15 protein-coding genes are annotated in these 17,761 nt (G+C 71.3%); 5 read left to right on the top strand and 10 right to left on the bottom strand.

Features of this window, described 5'->3' with window-relative positions:
* Positions 1–19: 19 nt before the first annotated feature.
* From OHA64_RS31710 to OHA64_RS31670, 9 genes are all read right to left on the bottom strand, one after another.
* Positions 20–1,393: a hypothetical protein gene (locus OHA64_RS31710; protein ID WP_405618900.1), complete on the bottom strand. Its 1,374-nt coding sequence runs from the start codon at positions 1,391–1,393 to the stop codon at positions 20–22.
* Complete coding sequence (locus tag OHA64_RS31705) at positions 1,390–3,093, bottom strand: DUF3492 domain-containing protein (protein ID WP_405618898.1); 1,704 nt, start codon at positions 3,091–3,093, stop codon at positions 1,390–1,392. Before OHA64_RS31705 ends, OHA64_RS31710 begins: the two co-directional genes overlap by 4 nt.
* Positions 3,094–3,351: 258 nt before the next feature.
* Positions 3,352–5,019: a dipeptide ABC transporter ATP-binding protein gene (locus OHA64_RS31700; RefSeq protein WP_405618896.1), complete on the bottom strand. Its 1,668-nt coding sequence runs from the start codon at positions 5,017–5,019 to the stop codon at positions 3,352–3,354.
* Positions 5,016–6,014, bottom strand: coding sequence for an ABC transporter permease (locus OHA64_RS31695; protein ID WP_405618894.1), 999 nt, complete (start codon positions 6,012–6,014; stop codon positions 5,016–5,018). The genes OHA64_RS31700 and OHA64_RS31695 overlap by 4 nt, the downstream gene beginning before the upstream one ends.
* Positions 6,011–7,003, bottom strand: a complete 993-nt coding sequence (locus OHA64_RS31690) for an ABC transporter permease (RefSeq protein WP_405618892.1) — start codon at positions 7,001–7,003, stop codon at positions 6,011–6,013. Before OHA64_RS31690 ends, OHA64_RS31695 begins: the two co-directional genes overlap by 4 nt.
* A 4-nt stretch (positions 7,004–7,007) precedes the next feature.
* A complete protein-coding gene (locus OHA64_RS31685; RefSeq protein WP_405618888.1) occupies positions 7,008–8,726 on the bottom strand; it encodes an ABC transporter substrate-binding protein in 1,719 nt (572 codons plus the stop codon).
* A 161-nt stretch (positions 8,727–8,887) separates the two neighbouring features.
* Complete coding sequence (locus OHA64_RS31680) at positions 8,888–8,980, bottom strand: Ms4533A family Cys-rich leader peptide (RefSeq protein WP_405618886.1); 93 nt, start codon at positions 8,978–8,980, stop codon at positions 8,888–8,890.
* 56 nt (positions 8,981–9,036) lie between these two features.
* Positions 9,037–10,440 carry a DUF3152 domain-containing protein gene (locus OHA64_RS31675; protein WP_405618884.1) on the bottom strand — a complete coding sequence of 468 codons (1,404 nt, stop codon included), beginning with the start codon at positions 10,438–10,440 and terminating at the stop codon, positions 9,037–9,039.
* 8 nt (positions 10,441–10,448) lie between these two features.
* A complete protein-coding gene (locus tag OHA64_RS31670; protein ID WP_405618882.1) occupies positions 10,449–11,471 on the bottom strand; it encodes an alpha/beta fold hydrolase in 1,023 nt (340 codons plus the stop codon).
* A gap of 191 nt (positions 11,472–11,662) precedes the next feature.
* Here OHA64_RS31670 and OHA64_RS31665 point away from each other — a divergent pair, with 191 nt between their 5' ends.
* The 4 genes from OHA64_RS31665 to OHA64_RS31650 all read left to right on the top strand — a co-directional run bounded on the left by OHA64_RS31665 (position 11,663) and on the right by OHA64_RS31650 (position 13,565).
* Complete coding sequence (locus OHA64_RS31665) at positions 11,663–11,887, top strand: hypothetical protein (RefSeq protein ID WP_405618880.1); 225 nt, start codon at positions 11,663–11,665, stop codon at positions 11,885–11,887.
* Between the two features lie 194 nt (positions 11,888–12,081).
* Positions 12,082–12,723 carry a TetR/AcrR family transcriptional regulator gene (locus tag OHA64_RS31660; RefSeq protein WP_405618878.1) on the top strand — a complete coding sequence of 214 codons (642 nt, stop codon included), beginning with the start codon at positions 12,082–12,084 and terminating at the stop codon, positions 12,721–12,723.
* Positions 12,724–12,873: 150 nt separating this feature from the next.
* On the top strand, positions 12,874–13,101 hold the full coding sequence (locus OHA64_RS31655) for a DUF3107 domain-containing protein (RefSeq protein WP_123762915.1): 228 nt from the start codon (positions 12,874–12,876) through the stop codon (positions 13,099–13,101).
* 194 nt (positions 13,102–13,295) lie between these two features.
* Positions 13,296–13,565 carry a hypothetical protein gene (locus OHA64_RS31650; protein WP_405624204.1) on the top strand — a complete coding sequence of 90 codons (270 nt, stop codon included), beginning with the start codon at positions 13,296–13,298 and terminating at the stop codon, positions 13,563–13,565.
* Positions 13,566–13,656: 91 nt separating this feature from the next.
* Here the strand turns inward: OHA64_RS31650 and OHA64_RS31645 are convergent, their stop codons facing one another.
* Positions 13,657–14,406 (bottom strand): ferritin-like fold-containing protein, encoded by a 750-nt coding sequence (locus tag OHA64_RS31645; RefSeq protein ID WP_405618876.1) that lies wholly within the window; start codon positions 14,404–14,406, stop codon positions 13,657–13,659.
* Positions 14,407–14,886: 480 nt separating this feature from the next.
* Here OHA64_RS31645 and OHA64_RS31640 point away from each other — a divergent pair, with 480 nt between their 5' ends.
* Positions 14,887–17,643, top strand: a complete 2,757-nt coding sequence (locus OHA64_RS31640) for a DEAD/DEAH box helicase (protein ID WP_405618874.1) — start codon at positions 14,887–14,889, stop codon at positions 17,641–17,643.
* Positions 17,644–17,761: the final 118 nt, after the last annotated feature.

Genomic DNA, 17,761 nt, shown 5'->3' with positions numbered 1-17,761 from the left:
GCGCCTTGCGGTACGGCGGTCATGGCTGCTCACCGGGGCGGGCGTGAGCCGACGCCCGGGTCAGCGTGCGCATCGCGTGGACCAGGAGGGTCAGGGCGCCCAGACCGCAGGTGAGGGTCGGGATGGCGCCCGGGCCCCAGGCGTCGGTGATCGTCTGGACGGGGACCGCCAGGAGGCCGCAGCCGGGGAGGCGGGCCGCGAAGACGGTGGCCAGGGCCACCGCCTGAGAGGTCGCGGTGGCCGCCAGGACGGCCTTAGGGGCGTGGATGAAGCGGTGGACGGTGAGGAGGCGGGCGAGGAGCAGGAGGGCGCCCAGGGTGAGGGTCGGGGCGTAGGGGGGCGATGCGTCGAGGGCCAGGCCGGTTGCGGCCAGGAGGACGGTGAGGGCGACGAGGAACAGGGCGAACGAGCCCAGCAGGAGAGGGCGTACGAAGGCGGCGAAGTCCTCCAGGCCTCGGCTGGCGGTCAGTCTGTGGTCGGCGCGGACGGCGAAGAGGTGGCTGATCCAGGCGGCGGGCGCACAGGCCCAGGCGAGGGCCAGGGCGGGGGCCGTGGCGACGGGCCAGGGGGCGTTCGCGGTGCCGTCGGGGAGGCCGTCGGGGCCGCCGACCAGGGCCGCGCCGAGCAGCCCGTCACCGAGGAGGGCGTAGGCCAAAAGCCAGCACGCCCAAACGCCGGTGGCGTTCGGGTGGGTGCGGGCCCGGGTGCCGAGCGGGCCTCGGGGGAGCGCGGCACGCACGCCGAGGGCCACGGCGATAACGCCCCCGGCGGCGATGGCCAGGCGGGCTCGTCCATGGGTGAGGTGCAGGCCGACCACCATGCCCGTACAGAGGACTCCGGGCAGGAGGGCGAGCACGACCCGGCCGGCGCCCGCCCGCTGGGCCTCCTGCGGGGCGGGGCTCGGGGCCGTTTCGCCGTCGCGCGGGACGCGGGCGTACATCTCCTCGGCGAGGGAGAAGACGTCACGGTGTCGGAAGCGGGCCGCGGTGCGGTCGGTGACGCCGTGGGCCTCCAGGCCCGCCGCGATCTCCAGGGGGTCCACGGCACGTTCGCACAGTTCGTGGTGACGGTGCATCAGCGCTTTCACCGGGTCAGCGCCGGCGCGGCGGGCGGTGGGGACGGTCTCGCGGGCTCCGGGAGCCTCGGCACCGCCGATGCCGCCGGTGGCCCCGACGACGGCCCCTACCTCGACCTCGGCATCGGCATCGGCATCGGCATCGGCATGAGGGTCGGGGTCAGCCGTCTCGTGTGCGGCCGGCTCGTGTGCCCCCGGTTCGTGTACGGCCGGTTTCCCCGAGTCCGTCTCCGCCGTGCGCCACTCCTGCGACCGCGGGTCCCACGGCCCGGCGCCACTCGGGCTTCCGGGGCGGTCCAACTCGCCCAGTCCGCTCATGACGCTCCCTCCGCCGCGGCGATCGGTGCCGTGGCCCGGCCCTGCGGCTCCGCCGCCCAGCCGGGTCCGCCGCGAGCCACGACCCGCCCGCCGCGCTCGGTCCAGCTGCCGGGTACGTGGGACTCGGCGGGCGCGGCGAACGGCAGAGGCTCTCCGGTGTGGTCGAGGACGATGTGGCGGACCGGATTACGCGAGACGATCTCCAGGTAAATGCCGTGAAATGCCGAGATGTTCTGCTCGACGGTGAACAGTTCGAGCGCACGGGCGCGTGCGGCGGCTCCCAGGCGCGCACGGCGCTCGGGGTCGCGCAGCAGCGCCAGGCACGCATCGGCGAGCGCCCGCGGATTGCGCGGGGGCACGACCAGTCCGGTGCCGCCGATGACCTCCACGACCGCGCCGACATCGGTGGAGACCGTCGCGCGGCCGCAGAACATGGCCTCGATCAGGCTGATGGGGAAACCCTCGACCACACTGGACAGGACGGCCACGGAGCCCGCGGCGTACACGTCGGCGAGGGTCGGCAGGTCAGGGCCGCCTCGCTCCTCGAAGGACACCGGGTTGTCGCCGACTGCGTGCGGCCCGTCGGCCTCGTCCGGGAAGAGCTGCGCGGCCAGCGCCTTGCAGTGCCCGAGGTAGGCGGCGCCCTCGGGGCCCACGGGGGCGCCGACGATGCGCAGCCGGGTCTTGGGCTCCCCCTTGCGGATATCGGCGAAGGCGTGCAGCAAGGACACCAGGTCCTTGGCCGGTTCCACCCGGCCCACCCAGACGAGGGTGTCGGGGTCGGCGCACTCCGGCGCCTCTCCGACCTCCGTGAAGTCCGAGGCGTCCATGCCCGGGTAGACCGTGCGGAGCTTGTCGTGGTCCGCGCCGCAGCGCTCCTGCCAGCGACGGGCGTGCGCGTTACCGGGCGTGACGATCGCAGCCCGCCCGTAGGCCTCGGCGGCGAGCCTGCCGTGGAAGGCGGTGAGCAGGACCCGCACGGCGGGTGCGGCCTCCGTCGCGGTCAGGTAGTGGGTGCGCAGCCGCACGCCGTACTCGGTCACCAGCAGGGGCACACCGGTGAAGTGGCGCGCGAGCAGCCCGGGCAGGACCGCGGGGCCGCCGGACGCGGCGTGGCACAGGTCGACGGAGCCGAGCCCTTCGTCCTCGTACCAGTCGAGCGAAAGGGGGCGCAGGGCACGCTCCAGATGCCCGGCGACGGCGAGCAGTTCGGGTACGCGCGCCTGGCGCGCCGCGCGAGGCGCGCCGGGCGCACGACAGGCGCGTTCGAGGGCACGCACGGCGACCTCGGAACGGAGCGCCCCCACCAGCCCGCCTTCGTCGCGGGCAAGTTCGGCGAGCCCGTACAGCGCGCTGGCGAAACGGTCCGCCTCTGAGGTGGACGGCCCCCCGGAAGCGTCTGACCTTCCCCCGTGACACAACGAGGCCGCCAACTCGCCGTAACACTCGGCGAACCGCCGGCGTGCACGCCGTCCGTACACCACCCCGTCGTCCTCCGCGGTCCACAGCGGTGCCGTACGCACCCTGCTGACCTGCGGCGGCAGCGGGACCCAGCCCTCGTCCTCCTGGCGTTCGCTGCGACTGAGCGCGTAGATGTCGAACTCGTGCTGCTCAAGCCCGCGCACGAGCCGGTCGCACCAGAGCCTGGCGTCACCGCTCACATACGGATAGCCACCCTCCGTAAGCAGTCCGATGCGCACGAGCGCACCCCCGATCTCCCGTATGGAGAGCCGCCGTTGGCCCGGCGGCTCGCAGCGGGACGAACGTATGCGGACAAGGCGGTGGCGCGACGGACGGTTGTCCGTCGCGCCACCAAAAGGGGTGAACGGTCGTAACTTTCCCGTGCGGGTGGCGTTCGATCGCGCTAAGAGATCATTCGCGCACGTATCGTCACAGGTGGGCAGTCGTCACAGACGCTCGGTCATCACAGACGCTCGGTCGCCACAGACGTTCGGTCGTCACAGACGTTCGGTCGTCACCGCCGGCTCGTGCCGGGTCGCCCTGCGCCGTGCCGCGACCTCCGGGTCGAGTGCGGGCACGGCGGCCAGGAGTTGCTTGGTGTACGGGTCCTGCGGGTTGTCGTACACCTCGTCGGACGGGCCGGACTCGACGAGCCGCCCGCGGCGCATCACCGCGACCCGGTCGCTGACCTGACGCACGACGGCGAGGTCGTGCGCGACGAACACGAGGGCGAGTCCGAGTTCCCGCTGCAACTCGCCGAGCAGGGCGACCACCTGGGCCTGGGTGGTGACGTCCAGCGCGGACACGGGCTCGTCGCAGACGATGACGCGCGGGTCGGCCGCGAGCGCCCGCGCGATGCCCACGCGCTGGCGCTGTCCGCCGCTGAACTCGTGCGGGTAGCGGTCGTAGTGCGCGGCTTCGAGCCCCACGCGCTCCAGCAGTTCCGCCACACGCCCCCGGATGCGCCCCTCGTCCTTCCCCCGCTCTCGGCTTCGCCCGAGCGGGAGGCCCCCCGCTCCGCGCGCCCGCAACGGGTCGGCGATCGACTCGCCCACACTGCGGCGCGGGTTGAGGGAGGAGACCGGGTCCTGGAAGACCATCTGCACGGCGGGACGCACTCCCACGCGCGCGTGTCCCTCGTATCGCACCTCCCCCGCCGTCGGCTCCAGGAGCCCGACGAGCATCCGGCCCAGGGTCGTCTTGCCGCTGCCGCTCTCGCCCACGATGCCGAGGGTCTCGCCGCGTCGGATCGTCACCGACACATCGTCCACGGCCGCGAACGCCCGCTTCCCGCGCCCGAATTCGCGCCGCAGACCGGTCGCCTCCAGAACGACCTCGTCGGACGCCCGGGAGGGTGCGCGGGGCGCGTCCACGCGCGGGACCGCGTCCAGCAGCTCGCGGGTGTACGGCTGCGCGGGCGCCCTCAGCACTGCTGCGACAGGCCCGTGCTCGACAACCCTCCCGTGCCGCATGACGAGGACCTCGTCGACGCTCTCGGCGGCGACACCCACGTCGTGCGTGACGAGCAGCAACCCCATGCCGGTCTCCTCGCGCAGCGTGTGCAGCAGGTCGAGGATCTGGGCCTGGACGGTGACGTCGAGCGCGGTCGTCGGCTCGTCGGCGATCAGCAGTTCGGGTTCGCAGGCCAGCGCCATCGCGATGAGGGCACGCTGTCGCATGCCGCCGCTGAACTCGTGCGGACGGGAACGTGACCGCCTCGGTGCGTCCGGGATTCCCACCCGGTCCAGTACCTCCACCGCACGCGCGCGTGCCGCCCGGCGCGACGCCCGCGTGTGCACGCGGTACACCTCGGCGATCTGGTCCCCGATCGCGTAGTACGGGTCGAGGGACGACAGCGGGTCCTGGAAGACCATCGCGGCCTTCGCGCCCCGCAGCTGCCGCAACGCGTCGTCCGACGCCTGTCGTACGTCGACACCGGCGACCGTGACCGAGCCGCCGACGCGCGCGCCGGTGCCGCGGTGCAGGCCCAGCAGGGCCGAGGCGACCGTGGACTTGCCGGAGCCGGACTCGCCGACCAGGGCGAGGGCGGCGCCCCGCTCCAGCCGGAAGGAGAGCCCGTCGACGGCACGCAGCTCGCCGAACTCGACGGACAGGTCCCGTACGTCGACGAGGTTGCGGGAAGGAGCCTTCTGGGAGTCGCTCACGTCAGTACCACCCGTCGGTCGGCCACCGCGTACAGCACGTCCGCGACGGCGTTGGCGACGACCACGAAGAAGCCGATGACCAGGACCATGCCGACGACCACCGGCAGGTCGACCACGTTGACGGCATGGACCAGTTCCTGTCCGATACCGGGCAGGCCGAAGAGGGTCTCGATGAGAACGGCGCCCCCGACCGCGGAGCCGAAGTCGTTGGCGTTCAGCGCGATGATCGGCGCCAGGGCGCCCCGCAGCGCGTGTCGGCCGACGATCGAGCGCTCGCCGACGCCGTAGGACCGGAAGGTGCGGATGTGGTCCTCGCTGAGCGTCTCGAGCATCGACGCCCGGGTCAGCCTGGCGAAGTAGGCCGCCTCACCAAGGGCGAGGGTGAGCCACGGCAGCAGCAGGTTCCACGCCCACTGCTCCGGGTCGTCGGAGAAGGGGACGTACTCCGGGAAAGGCAGCAGCCCCAGTTGTCCGCAGACCACGATCATCAGGACCAGGCCGATGACGAAGGGGGGCGTCGCGACACCGGCGAGGGTGACACCGGTCAGGGCCCGCTCGGTGAACCGGCCGCGCCGCCAGGCGGAGAGCACGCCGGTGCCCACGCCCAGCAGCAGCCAGAGCGCCATCGCCCCGAACACCAGTGACAGGCTGACCGGCAGCTTCCCGAGGATGATCCGGGTGACCTGCTGATCGCTCTGGTACGAGAGCCCCAGGCAGGGCGCCGAACAGTGCCCGACGGACGTGCCGGTCGAGTAGTCCTGACCGACGAAGACGCCCTCCAGGAAGTGCCAGTAGCGCAGGTAGAGCGGATCGTCGAGCTTGAGCTGCTGGGCGACCTGGTGCACCTGCTCCGGCGAACAGCGTGGACCGCAGGTGATCTGGGCGACGTTGCCAGGGGTGGCGTAGAAGACCACGTAGACGATCACCGAGATCGCGAGGAGGGTGGCCATGGCGCCGACGCCACGGCGCAGGACGAAACCGGTGAAGCCGTTCATGCCTTCGCCTCCCGCCTGCGACCGGTGCCGACGCGCAGGCGCGAGGCCGCGCGCGGGTCGAGGGCGGTGCGGACACCGTCACCGAGGACGGTGAGCGCGAGCACGGTCACGAACAGGGCGCCCGCGGGCAGCAGCAGGTACTGCGGGGCCGCCTGGTACCAGACGTTGGCCGAGGTGAGCATCTGCCCCCAGGACGGAGTGGGCGGCCGCACGCCGACGCCGAGGAAGGACAGGGCGGCCTCGATGGAGATGTTGGCCGGCACCATGAGCGCGGCATAGGTGATGACAGGCCCGGCCAGGCCGGGCAGCAACTCCCGGCGGGCGATCCTGACGGTGCCCCAGCCGCTGAGCCGTGCGGCGGCGACGTAGTCGAGTTGCTTGAGGCTGAGTGTCTGGGCGCGTGTGATCTTGGCGATGGTGCCCCAGGCGACAAAGCCGATGATGAGTGAGACCAGCACCGGCCTAGGGAAGCTGCTGGGCACGATGGCCAGCAGCGCCAACGCCATGATCACCAGTGGCATGGCGACGATGATGTCGGCGACCCGGCTCAACAGTTGATCAATCCATCGGTTGCCGAGCGCGGCCGCGACGCCCACCGCGACACCGATGGCGACCTGTACCAGGGTCGCCGCCAGCGCGACCCCAAGGGAGACCCGCGCGCCGTACACCAGCCGCGCGAACAGGTCGCGTCCGGTCTGCGGCTCGACGCCGAGCCAGTGGTCGCCGCTGACGCCGCCGAGGGATCCGACAGGCACGCCGCCGCGCGCCGAATCCACCAATGACGGGTGATAAGTGGTCGGGTCCTGGCCCTCGATCGCCGTGAGCAGCGGCGCGGCGAGAGCGACCAGGACGAGCAGCGCGACGACGACCGCCGCGACGAGGGCGGCTCGCTGCGCGCGCAGCCGCCGCCAGAACTGACGAGCCCCGGAGGCCCCCGGGACGACGATGTCCGTCCCGGGGGCCTGGGAGGCGACAAGTGCCTCACTCATGGCGTTACTTGACCGCGACCTGCGAGATGTCCAGAACACCGGTCCAGTCGCTGATCACGACGTTCCTGATGTCCTCCCCGTACAGCCGCTTGTAGACGGGGTGGAACAGCGGCACGGTCAACGCCTGCTCGCCGATCTTCTTGTCCAGTGCTCCCCACCTCTTGGCGGCAGCGTCAAGATCAGTCAACTTGTTGATCGCGTCAATCTCGGCATTGACCGACTTGTCGTCGAGGAAGCCCGTGTTGAAGTTCGCGCCGTCCCTGACGATCTGCCGACCGTCGAAGATCGGGGCGAGGAAGGGACCGCCCGAGGGCCAGTCGGCACCCCAGTGGGCGAGGAAGAAGCCCGGCTCGGTCTTCACGTTGTGGATCTTGTCGGAGTAGTCGTTGTCCTCCAGACCCTGGAGCTTGACGGTGATGCCGGCCTTCTTCAGCGCGTCCTGGACCGCGGTCGCGATCTCGGGGCTGGTCTCGAAGTCCTTGCTGTTGGAGTGGGCCAGGGTGATGGTGAGCCCGTTCGCGTGACCGGCCTCCTTCAGCAGCTCCTTGGCCTTCGCCGCGTTGCCGGTCTCACCCGCCGGGAACACGTCGTAGGGCGTGTACCCGAAGGACTTCTGGTCCGGCAGGAAGGTGGTGGCGGGCTCGGCGAGCGCGGAACCACCGGCAGCGTTGATCACGGACGAGCGGTCGATGGCGTACGAGATCGCCTGCCGCACCTTGGGGTTGTCGAACGGCTTCACGTTCGGGTTGAACGCGAGGTAGTTCGTGTAACCGAAGTGGCCGGTGCCGACGCGTGCGGCCAGCTTCTTGTCACCGGTCACCTTCGCGAGTTCGGCCGGGCCCAGGTTGGTGTCCGTGGTGACCGCGGCCGCGTCCGCCCCCTGGGACGCCGACAGCCGCTGGTTGATCACGGACGAGTCCAGCCCGGACCGTACGTCGATCTTGTCCGGGTACGCCTTGCGCTCGGCGTCCGTCGAGGCGGACCAGTTCGTGTTGCGCGCCAGGACGAGGTGCTCGCCGTCGTTCTCGTTCGTGACGACCTTGTACGGGCCGGACGAGACCGGGTGTTCCTCGTACTTCGTTCCCGTGTCCTTGCTCTTCGGGACGGGCGTCGTCTGCGTCTGCGTGGCCAGGTACGGGAACTCGCCCTCGGGCTTGTTCAGATGGAAGACGATGGTCCGCTCGTCCGGCGTCTCGATCGCCGAGAGCCCCTTTTTGTCCTTGTAAGGGCCCTGGTAGCCGGCCGCGCCGACCAGCCAGTCCCTCAGGTAGGGGGCGCCGCCGGAGAGCTCGGGGGCGAAGGAGCGCTCGATGCCGTACTTGATGTCGGCCGAGGTGATCGCGGTGCCGTCCTCGTACTTCAGCCCCTTCTTCAAGGTGTACGTCCAGACGGTCGCGTCCTTGTTGGGGCGCCCGGTGTCGGTGGCGAGGTCCGGGACGACCTCGGTGCCGGCCGCGCCGTTCTCGCGGTTGCGGGTGGTGAGCGTACGGAACACCAGGGAGGGGACGTTTCCGCCGCCGGAGGTGTACAGGCGGGCCGGATCGAAGTCCTGCTGCGGGGCGGAGTTCAGGACCGTGAGTGTGCCGCCCTTGTGGGGCGTGGAGTCGCCGGCGGACGCCTTGGCATCGTTGTCCTCGGGCCCGCAGGCCGCGGCGCCCGCTGCCAGAACCAGGCCTACGGATGCCGCGGCCACACGGCGCGCTGTAAGGGACGGTGGACGCATCGGAGACGACCTCTCGAGGATGAGTCTCGGATCACGAGACGGATTGACGAGGAGTGAGACAGAAGTGCACAGACGTCTGCCCCGGCGTCAGGTCGTCGGAAAAACCGTGGCCGAGCCACGGGAGGGAAGAGAGTTCGCGACGCGCACGCCTGGGGCGGACGTCAGCGACAGAGAATGTCGGCCACGCACAGGGGGGTCACACCGATCAGCGCAAGCTCGATGGCTGCGCGGGAGGAGGCGTGACGGAACGACATGCGCAGCAATATGTATGACTTTTCTGCGCATGTCAACGTGACGTCAGCGGCGCCTGTCAACTCCCCGGAAACGGCCAGGGATTGGCCTTGCAGTGGATTCCGTCGTGGTCGAGGAACTTGGTCTGCTGTTGCATGACCGGCGCGAGCTCCCCGTCCTTGTCGCAGCTGACGTGGCCGTAGCCGAGCCGGTGACCGACCTCATGGTTGATCAACATCTGCCGGTACGGATGGATCCGATCACCGTATGTCGTTGATCCCTGTGCCCATCGATACGCGTTGATCATCACGCGCTCGGTGGCGGCCGAGTCGCACGACACGTTGTCCTCGGTGGTGTCCAGGCCGGACTTGGCACACCACTCGGCGGTCGTGCCGGGGCTGGCGAGCGTGATCACGAAGTCGGTCTTGCCGGAGTAGACCCGCTCGAAGGTACGGGAGCCGTTGTGGGCCCAGCTCCGGCCGTCGTTGAGCGTCTTCTGGACGGCTTCGGCGAACAGTTCGCCGTCGAGTCCGAGTCCCTGCTCCACATCCACTCGGTAGGTGTACTTCTGCCCCTTGCCGGGCGCCTTGTCGACCCCGGGGATCGCGTCGAACTTCCCCGAGGCCTTGAGGGTGGCGCCGAGCGCGTACGTCCTGCCCATCTTCTGCTCGTACGTCAGCGGCGTCGCCTCGGGCGACGGCGTCACGCCGTCCTGCGAGTCCGAGCCGCGGGCGTCCCGTGCCTGATCGGTGGCGGCCTGGTCCCGCAGGTCACCACTGCCCCGCCCGTCCGCGACCTGGCCGGCCACCACGATGGCCAGCACGGTCGTGACGGCGGCGGCCGCGATGCCGGTGAACGTCCGCCCCTTGGTCCCCTTGACCGTGGTGGGCTCGCCCGTCGGCGGCGCGTCGTCGTCCTCGCCCGCGTCGACGGCCGCCTCGTCCGGCCACGCGGTGACCGAGCCGTAGGGGTCGGAGGCGTGCACGGCGGTCCGGGACGAGGGCGCGGAGCCCGTGCGAGGCCCGGAGGCGGCCGCACGGGGGACGAAGACGTCGTCGTCCGCCTCGAAGGCGTCGAGGTAGTCCTGACGCGGGCCCGGCCCTGTCCGCGGGCCCGGCCCCGTCCGTGGTGCCGGACGCTGACGCGGTATCACCGGCCCGGGCCCGCCCTGCCCGACACCGGCCCGCCCGCTCGACCCGCCCCAGCCACCGCCGGTTTCCCGCTGCTCGGGATGTCCACCACGCACCTGGGGCACACCTCGGGCCGGGGTGCCGTCCGCAAGCCTGGGAACACCGTGCGCGGGCGTCCCGTCGGGAAGACGCGGCATCCCGCGAGCGGGCGTCCGGTTCGACGTCCGGTCCCGGCCGCCCGTCACACCCCTGTCGCTGTCGCTGTTGTCGTTGTCGTTGTTGATGTCGCTGTCACCGCTGTCGCGCCTGGGGGCACTCTCGGGGGCAGGTCCACGTCGACTGTGGCGTCCCACGCCGCGCCTCAGCTCCCCGCGCCAGTAGTGCTCGACATCCCGGCGACCCCGTCGGGGGCACCCGTCCTTCCCCCGGCGGCCTCCGCGTCCGTGAGGAGGTCACGGAACGCGCCCGCCACCGTTTCGGGGTACTCCATCATCGCCACGTGCCCCGCCTCGGGCAGGGTGAGCAGGCGGGAGTCGCGGAACGCGCGGGCCGCTTTCTGGGCCATGCGGAAGCCCACGAGTTGGTCCCGGCCACCGTAGACGAGGAGCGTCGGGGCGAGGACACGTTCCGCCTGGCGCCACAGCGCGTGCTGGCCGCCCAGGGTGTACGCGTTCACCAGCCCGCGCGCGGAGCGCGTCATCGCGTCCCAGAAGTACGGCAGCCGCAGCCGCCGCTCCATCTCCTCCACCGCGTACCGGAAGCCCTCGGGCGTCACCCGTCCGGGGTCGCCGTAGCACAGGGCCGTGACCCCGCGGACCCGCTGCTCGGCCGTCCACTCCTTGGTGAACCTGGTGAAGAGTCCGGCCACGCCGGGCACCGCGAGCAGTCCCGTCGGCACGGCGGTGCGCTGGACGCGGATCTCCGGCAGCGCCGGCGAGACGAGCGTGAGCGTGCGGACGAGATCGGGACGCACCGCGGCCACACGCGTGCAGACCGCGCCGCCGAGCGAGTTCCCGAAGAGGTGCACGGGGCCGCGCCCGGACGCGTCGAGGTAGCGGATGACCGCGCGCGCGTGCCCGCTGATCGAGTAGTCACCGTCGTCCGGCGGCGGGGAGTCGCCGAAGCCCGGCAGATCGACGGCCTCGCTGTCGACGGTGGCCTGCACCTGCTCCATCAACGCGGACCAGTTCTGCGAGGAACCGCCCAGTCCGTGGACGCACAGGGCGGGCGGCAGACCCGCACGCGCCGGCGGTCTCGACCGGATCGACAGCGTGATCCCGGGCAGCCCGACCGACCTCAGGCGTTCACCTTCCGCGACCCGGACGGGCGCCACCTTGGGGAGCACATTGGCGGGCGGCACGAACGGCAGCTCGGTCGAAGACATGCGGCAATGTTACGAGACGATCACGCAGTGATTCGTGTGTTCGCCGTCACAAGATGACATGTTCACAGACAAGCGCTCGGACCACCACCGGATCAATGGCGTACAGATCGTGTGTCTCCTACCCTCGTACGCAGGGCACCCGCATGTAGCCCCCTGTGTACATCAGGGACGTTCTAGGAAGGGAGCCCCCCATGACCGTCGACCCCACCGACCCCGAGACGTTCGCGGCCGAGGGTATCGAGAACGACGAGGAAATCGACGTCGAGGCCCCAGAAGGCGACGCGGCCGAACAGCACAAGGCCGTGGTGCCCGACCGGGACGACCCACTGACAGGTGTGGACCCGGCCCGCGGCGACGAGGCCGACCTCATCGAACAGGCCCGGGTCGTCTCCCTCGACGAGGACGACTACCGATAATGCCTGGGATGGCTCGCCGCTGAACAGGAGTGGTGCGCCCTGTTGCCCGGTAAATCACGTCTTGAAACCTTCTGCCCGGCTATCGCCACCGTCCGGTCCGTGAAATTCTGCGCTCGCACCGCGCACACCAGGGTTACCGAAAAGTACGATGGCCGCGCGGCGCACACCGCAAGTGGACGACATTGGGAGGCGGCGTGACAGCCATCGAGCAGACAGAGGCAGCACGCCCGCGAGGCACGCGCCTGCCGCGCCGTGCCCGACGGAACCAACTGCTGGGCGCCGCCCAGGAGGTTTTCGTGGCGCAGGGCTACCACTCCGCCGCGATGGACGACATCGCCGAGCGCGCCGGCGTCAGCAAGCCGGTGCTCTACCAGCACTTCCCGGGCAAGCTCGACCTCTACCTCGCGCTGCTGGACCAGCACTGCGAGTCCCTGATCCAGTCCGTCCGGAACGCGCTCGCGTCGACGAGCGACAACAAGCAGCGCGTCCGGGCGACCATGGACGCCTACTTCGCGTACGTCGAGGACGACGGCGGCGCCTTCCGCCTGGTCTTCGAGTCGGACCTGACGAACGAGCCCGCGGTGCGTGAGCGCGTCGACAAGGTCACGAACGAGTGCGCCGAGGCGATCTGCGAGGTCATCGCGGAGGACACCGGCCTGTCGCGCGCGGAGTCGATGCTGCTGGCGTCGGGTCTGGGCGGTCTCGCCCAGGTGGTGGCCCGTTCCTGGCTGCACAGCGACCGCAGCGTCCCACGCGACCAGGCGGTCCAGCTGCTGACGTCCCTGGCCTGGCGGGGCATCGCGGGCTTCCCGCTGCACGGCATCGACCACCACTGAGTCGCACGCGCGCGTGCGGCGTGTTTGTTCCCGCCCGATGTTCGCTCCTGGCGTTCTAGGGCGGAGCATGCACGTCCTCCCGCCGGGCTAATGTGTGCTGGTACGGCGCGGAAGGTCGCGCACTTCACTGACCGTCGGAGGGACATAGCCGTGGAGGTCAAGATCGGCGTGCAGCACGCACCCCGCGAGATCGTTCTGGAGAGCGGTCAGAGTGCCGAGGACGTCGAGCGAGCGGTGGCCGAGGCGCTGGCGGGCAAGTCTCAGCTGCTGAGCCTCGTGGACGAGCACGGCCGCAAGGTCCTCGTGCCGGCCGACCGTCTCGCCTACGTCGAACTCGGCGAACCGGCCCCCCGCAAGGTGGGATTCGGCGCGCTGTAGTCACGCGCGAGACATTCGCGCGTCCCGCGCGACGGGAGGGGCCCGGCGACCATGTGTCGCCGGGCCCCTCCCGAATTTTTTTCCTCCACATATGGAGCACAAGCAGCACACAGAGGAGGATTGCATTCCGCAGGTCACGGGTATGACGGGCTACGAACGTGACGCGCAGTGCGGCGTGTGGGAGGGACCCCATGATGATGTTGGAAGCGCTCGGCTCCGCTCTGCTCGGTCTGCTGCTGGCGGGGGCGGCGATCCACCGCCTGTCCCATCGCCTGCCGACCCGCTCCCTGGTCCTCGCGACCGGTGTCGCCGGAGCCCTGTTCGGCGCCTTCGTCACCCACAGCGCGCTGGACGCCGGAGGCGTTCTGCTGCCCCTGGCCGGCGCGGCGGTCGTCTCCGCGGCTTCGCTCTCGCTGCTGCTGCGCCCCGCGGGAAGACTCCGCCGCCGATCGGCGACCGCCTGACCCGTCGCCGATCGCGGCGTCCTTTCCGATCCCGGCACCCCACAGCGCGCCACGGGACAGGCCCCGGGAACAGCCGGGGCAGGGACGGAACCTAGGCCGCCAGCCCCAGCGCCGCCATCCGCTTGGTGTGGGCCTCGGTGATGCGGGAGAACATCCGGCCCACCTCGGCGAGGTCGAAACCGTCCGCGACCCCGCCCACGAGCATCGTCGACAGGGCGTCCCGGTCGGCCACCACGCGCTGGGACTGCGACAGCGCCTCGCCCATCAGCCGCCGCGCCCACAGCGCGAGTCGTCCCCCGACGCGCGGCTCCGCGTCGATCGCGGCGCGCACCTTCTCCACGGCGAAGCCGGCGTGACCGGTGTCGTCGAGGACGGCGAGGACGAGTTCCCGGCTGTCCGCGTCGAGGCGAGCGGCGACCTCGCGGTAGAAGTCGCTGGCGATCGAGTCGCCGACGTACGCCTTGACCAGACCCTCCAGCCAGTCGGACGGTGCCGTCTGCTTGTGGAAGCCGTCGAGCGCGGCGACGAACGGCTCCATCGCCAGGGTCGGCTCCTCACCGATCTCCGTGAGCCGGTCGCGCAGCTTCTCGTAGTGGTGGAACTCGGCGGACGCCATCTTCGCGAGCTCCGCCTTGTCCGCCAGCGTCGGCGCCAGCTTGGCGTCCTCCGCGAGCCGCTCGAAGGCCGCCAGTTCCCCGTATGCGAGAGCGCCGAGCAGGTCCACGACCGCCGCGCGGTATTGCGGGTCCACGCAGGCCCGGGACCAGTCCTGGGCAGCGACTCCGGTGACCTCGGGGGAAACGTCTGCGGTTGCGTCGGAGGTGTTGTCAGGCGTCGTCATGTAGCGCACAATAGCTGGCCCGTCGCACGACGGAAGTCCCTGGTCAATCAGTGTGACGACGACTACGTGACCAAATCGGCCATCGCATGTGCGCGATTCCGGGGTATGGTGGTAATGCGCCCGCTGAGGTCTCTGACGTATCTTGACGGGCTGCACGCATGAGGATGCCCGGTCGGTGGCCCGATCGGCTCCGACCCGACAGCCCTCCTCGTCCGTACGGCGCGATGCGTACGGAATCCGGAGGGGGACCCTCAGCGGTACGAGCGCTAGAGCGTCGGCAGTGGTCCCGTGCCATACGGCTTGCCCGTAAGGCAGTCGACGTCCCCAGCACGGTCTTGGACGACCCCCGAGCTCGCCTCGCACCGCCCACACAGAAGAGGCAGCACCCTGACTACGACCTTCCGGGAGCTCGGGATTCTTCCCGAGACCGCCGAGGCCCTCGAAGCCGTCGGCATCATCACCCCCTTCCCCATCCAGGAGATGACCCTCCCCGTCGCCCTCTCCGGCACGGACGTCATCGGCCAGGCCAAGACCGGCACCGGCAAGACGCTGGGCTTCGGCCTCCCGCTCCTCGAGCGCGTCACCGTCCCCGCCGACGTGGAGGCCGGGCGCGCCCAGCCCGAGGCCCTCACCGACGCACCGCAGGCGCTCGTGGTCGTCCCCACCCGCGAGCTGTGCACGCAGGTCACCAACGACCTGCTGACCGCGGGCAAGGTGCGCAACGTGCGGGTTCTCGCGATCTACGGCGGCCGGGCCTACGAGCCCCAGGTGGAGGCCCTCAAGAAGGGCATCGACGTCGTCGTCGGCACTCCGGGCCGCCTGCTGGACCTCGCGGGCCAGAAGAAGCTCAACCTCAAGCACATCAAGTCCCTCGTCCTCGACGAGGCCGACGAGATGCTCGACCTGGGCTTCCTGCCCGACGTCGAGAAGATCATCAACATGCTTCCGGTCAAGCGCCAGACCATGCTGTTCTCGGCGACCATGCCGGGCGCGGTCATCGGCCTCGCCCGCCGGTACATGTCGCAGCCCACGCACATCAACGCCACGTCGCCGGACGACGCGGGCAGGACCGTCGCGAACACCAAGCAGCACGTGTACCGCGCGCACAACATGGACAAGCCCGAGATGGTCTCGCGCATCCTCCAAGCCGAGGGCCGCGGCCTGGTCATGGTGTTCTGCCGTACCAAGCGCACGGCGGCCGACCTCGCCGACCAGCTCCAGCAGCGCGGCTTCGCGTCCGGCGCGGTCCACGGCGACCTCGGCCAGGGCGCCCGCGAGCAGGCCTTGCGCGCCTTCCGCAACGGCAAGGTCGACGTGCTCGTCTGCACCGACGTCGCCGCCCGCGGCATCGACGTCGAGGGCGTCACCCACGTCATCAACTACCAGTCCCCCGAGGACGAGAAGACCTACTTGCACCGCATCGGCCGTACCGGCCGCGCGGGCGCCAAGGGCATCGCGGTCACGCTCGTCGACTGGGACGACATCCCGCGCTGGCAGCTCATCAACAAGGCGCTGGAGCTCAACTTCAGCGACCCGCCGGAGACGTACTCCACCTCCCCGCACTTCTACGAGGAACTCGGCATTCCCGCGGGCACGAAGGGCGTCCTGCCGCGCACCGAGCGGACGCGTGCCGGGCTCGACGCGGAGGAGCTCGAGGACCTGGGCGAGCCGGGCGGGCGCGGTCCGCGCGGTCGCGGCGACCGGAACGGTCGCGGTGGCCAGGGCGGCCGCAGTGGCCAGGGCGGCCGAGGTGGCCGGAGTGAGCGGAGCGACCGGGACGAGTCCCGGTCCGCCGACAGCGAGCGCTCGGCCCGTACACCGCGTCGCCGCCGCCGTACCCGCAGTGGTACGCCGCTGGACGCCACGGCGTCCTCCGGGGCGGCTCAGGCGATCGCGCCGGAGGAGAGTGCCACGGCGGTCTCCTCCGCAACGACCGTTCCCGCGGAGGACACGTCCGCGACGACGCGTACCCCGCGTCGTCGCCGTCGGACCCGTAACGGCGCTCAGGGCGATGCCGTACCGGCGGCCACGGCCGTCGAGGCGCTTGCGCCCGAGGCGAGCGCGGAGTCGGCCGTCGCGACGGCCGAGGGCACGGTTGCCCCGGATTCCGTTGAGGCCCCGGCGAAGTCGCGTCGCCGCCGTACTCGCAAGTCCGCGGAGACGGCGCTCACATCGGCCGAGCCGACGACGGCGGCGGCGGCAACCGAGCCGGCCGCGCCGGTGAGCCCGGAGGCCGTCACGGACGCGGTGCGGGTGTCCGAGGCGACGACGGTGTCGGAGCCCGAGGCTCCCGCCGCCCAGCCCCGGCGTCGTACCCGCAAGACGACGACTGAGGCTGTGGCCGAGGCCGCGGAAGGCAGCGCTGAAGCGGCTGCTGACGCTGTGGAGGTCGCGGAGACCAAGCCCCGCCGTCGTACCCGCAAGACCGCCGCAGCCACCGCGGCTCCCGCCGAGGCGGCCCTCGACACCGTCGAGGCCACGGAGGCCAAGCCGCGTCGTCGTACCCGCAAGGCCGCCGAGCCCGTAGCGGCCGTCACCGCCGAGATCCCGGCTCAGACGGCCCAGGAGCCGGAGCCCACCGAGGCCAAGCCGCGCCGTACACGCAAGACCGCGGCGTCGGCCGAGGCCGCCGTGGACACGGCCGAGGGCACGGAGACCAAGCCGCGCCGTACCCGCAAGACCGCCGCAGCCGCGGAAGCGGCCGTGGACACCGCCGAGGGCACGGAAGCGGCACCCCGCCGCCGTACCCGTAAGGCAGCCGAGCCCACCGTGAGCACGGACACTGCGGACGCCGCGGAGACCAAGCCGCGCCGCACCCGCAAGACCGCCGCAGCCGCGGAGACGGCCGTGGACACCGCCGAGGGCACGGAAGCGGCACCCCGCCGCCGTACCCGTAAGGCAGCCGAGCCCACCGTGGGCACGGACACTGCGGACGCCGCGGAGACCAAGCCGCGCCGCACCCGCAAGACCGCCGCAGCCGCGGAAGCGGCCGTGGACAGCGCCGAGGGCACGGAGGCCAAGCCGCGTCGTACGCGCAAGACCGCGGCGTCGGCCGAGGCTGCCGTGGACACGGCGGAAGGTGCCGAGGCGAAGCCCAAGGCGCGCCGGGCCCGCAAGGCCACGGCTGCCGCGGAGCCCGCCGCGTCCGCCGACATCCCGGCCCAGTCCGCCGAGGCCACGCCGAGGGTACGGCGGCCCCGTAAGGCCGCGGAAGCCACGGAGCCCGCGGAGAGCTGATCCCGCGCTCGACGGCCCGGTTCACGCCATGTGAACCGGGCCGTCGGCGTTTCCCGCCCCGGCCCACCGGCGACCTGCGTGCCCCGACTCCCGCCCCGGTCGGCAGGAGACCCACCCG

Source organism: Streptomyces sp. NBC_00076 (assembly GCF_045041235.1).
Classification (GTDB): domain Bacteria; phylum Actinomycetota; class Actinomycetes; order Streptomycetales; family Streptomycetaceae; genus Streptomyces.
Note: the sequence above shows the minus strand (reverse complement) of the source record. Positions and strands in the feature narration are given on the sequence as shown.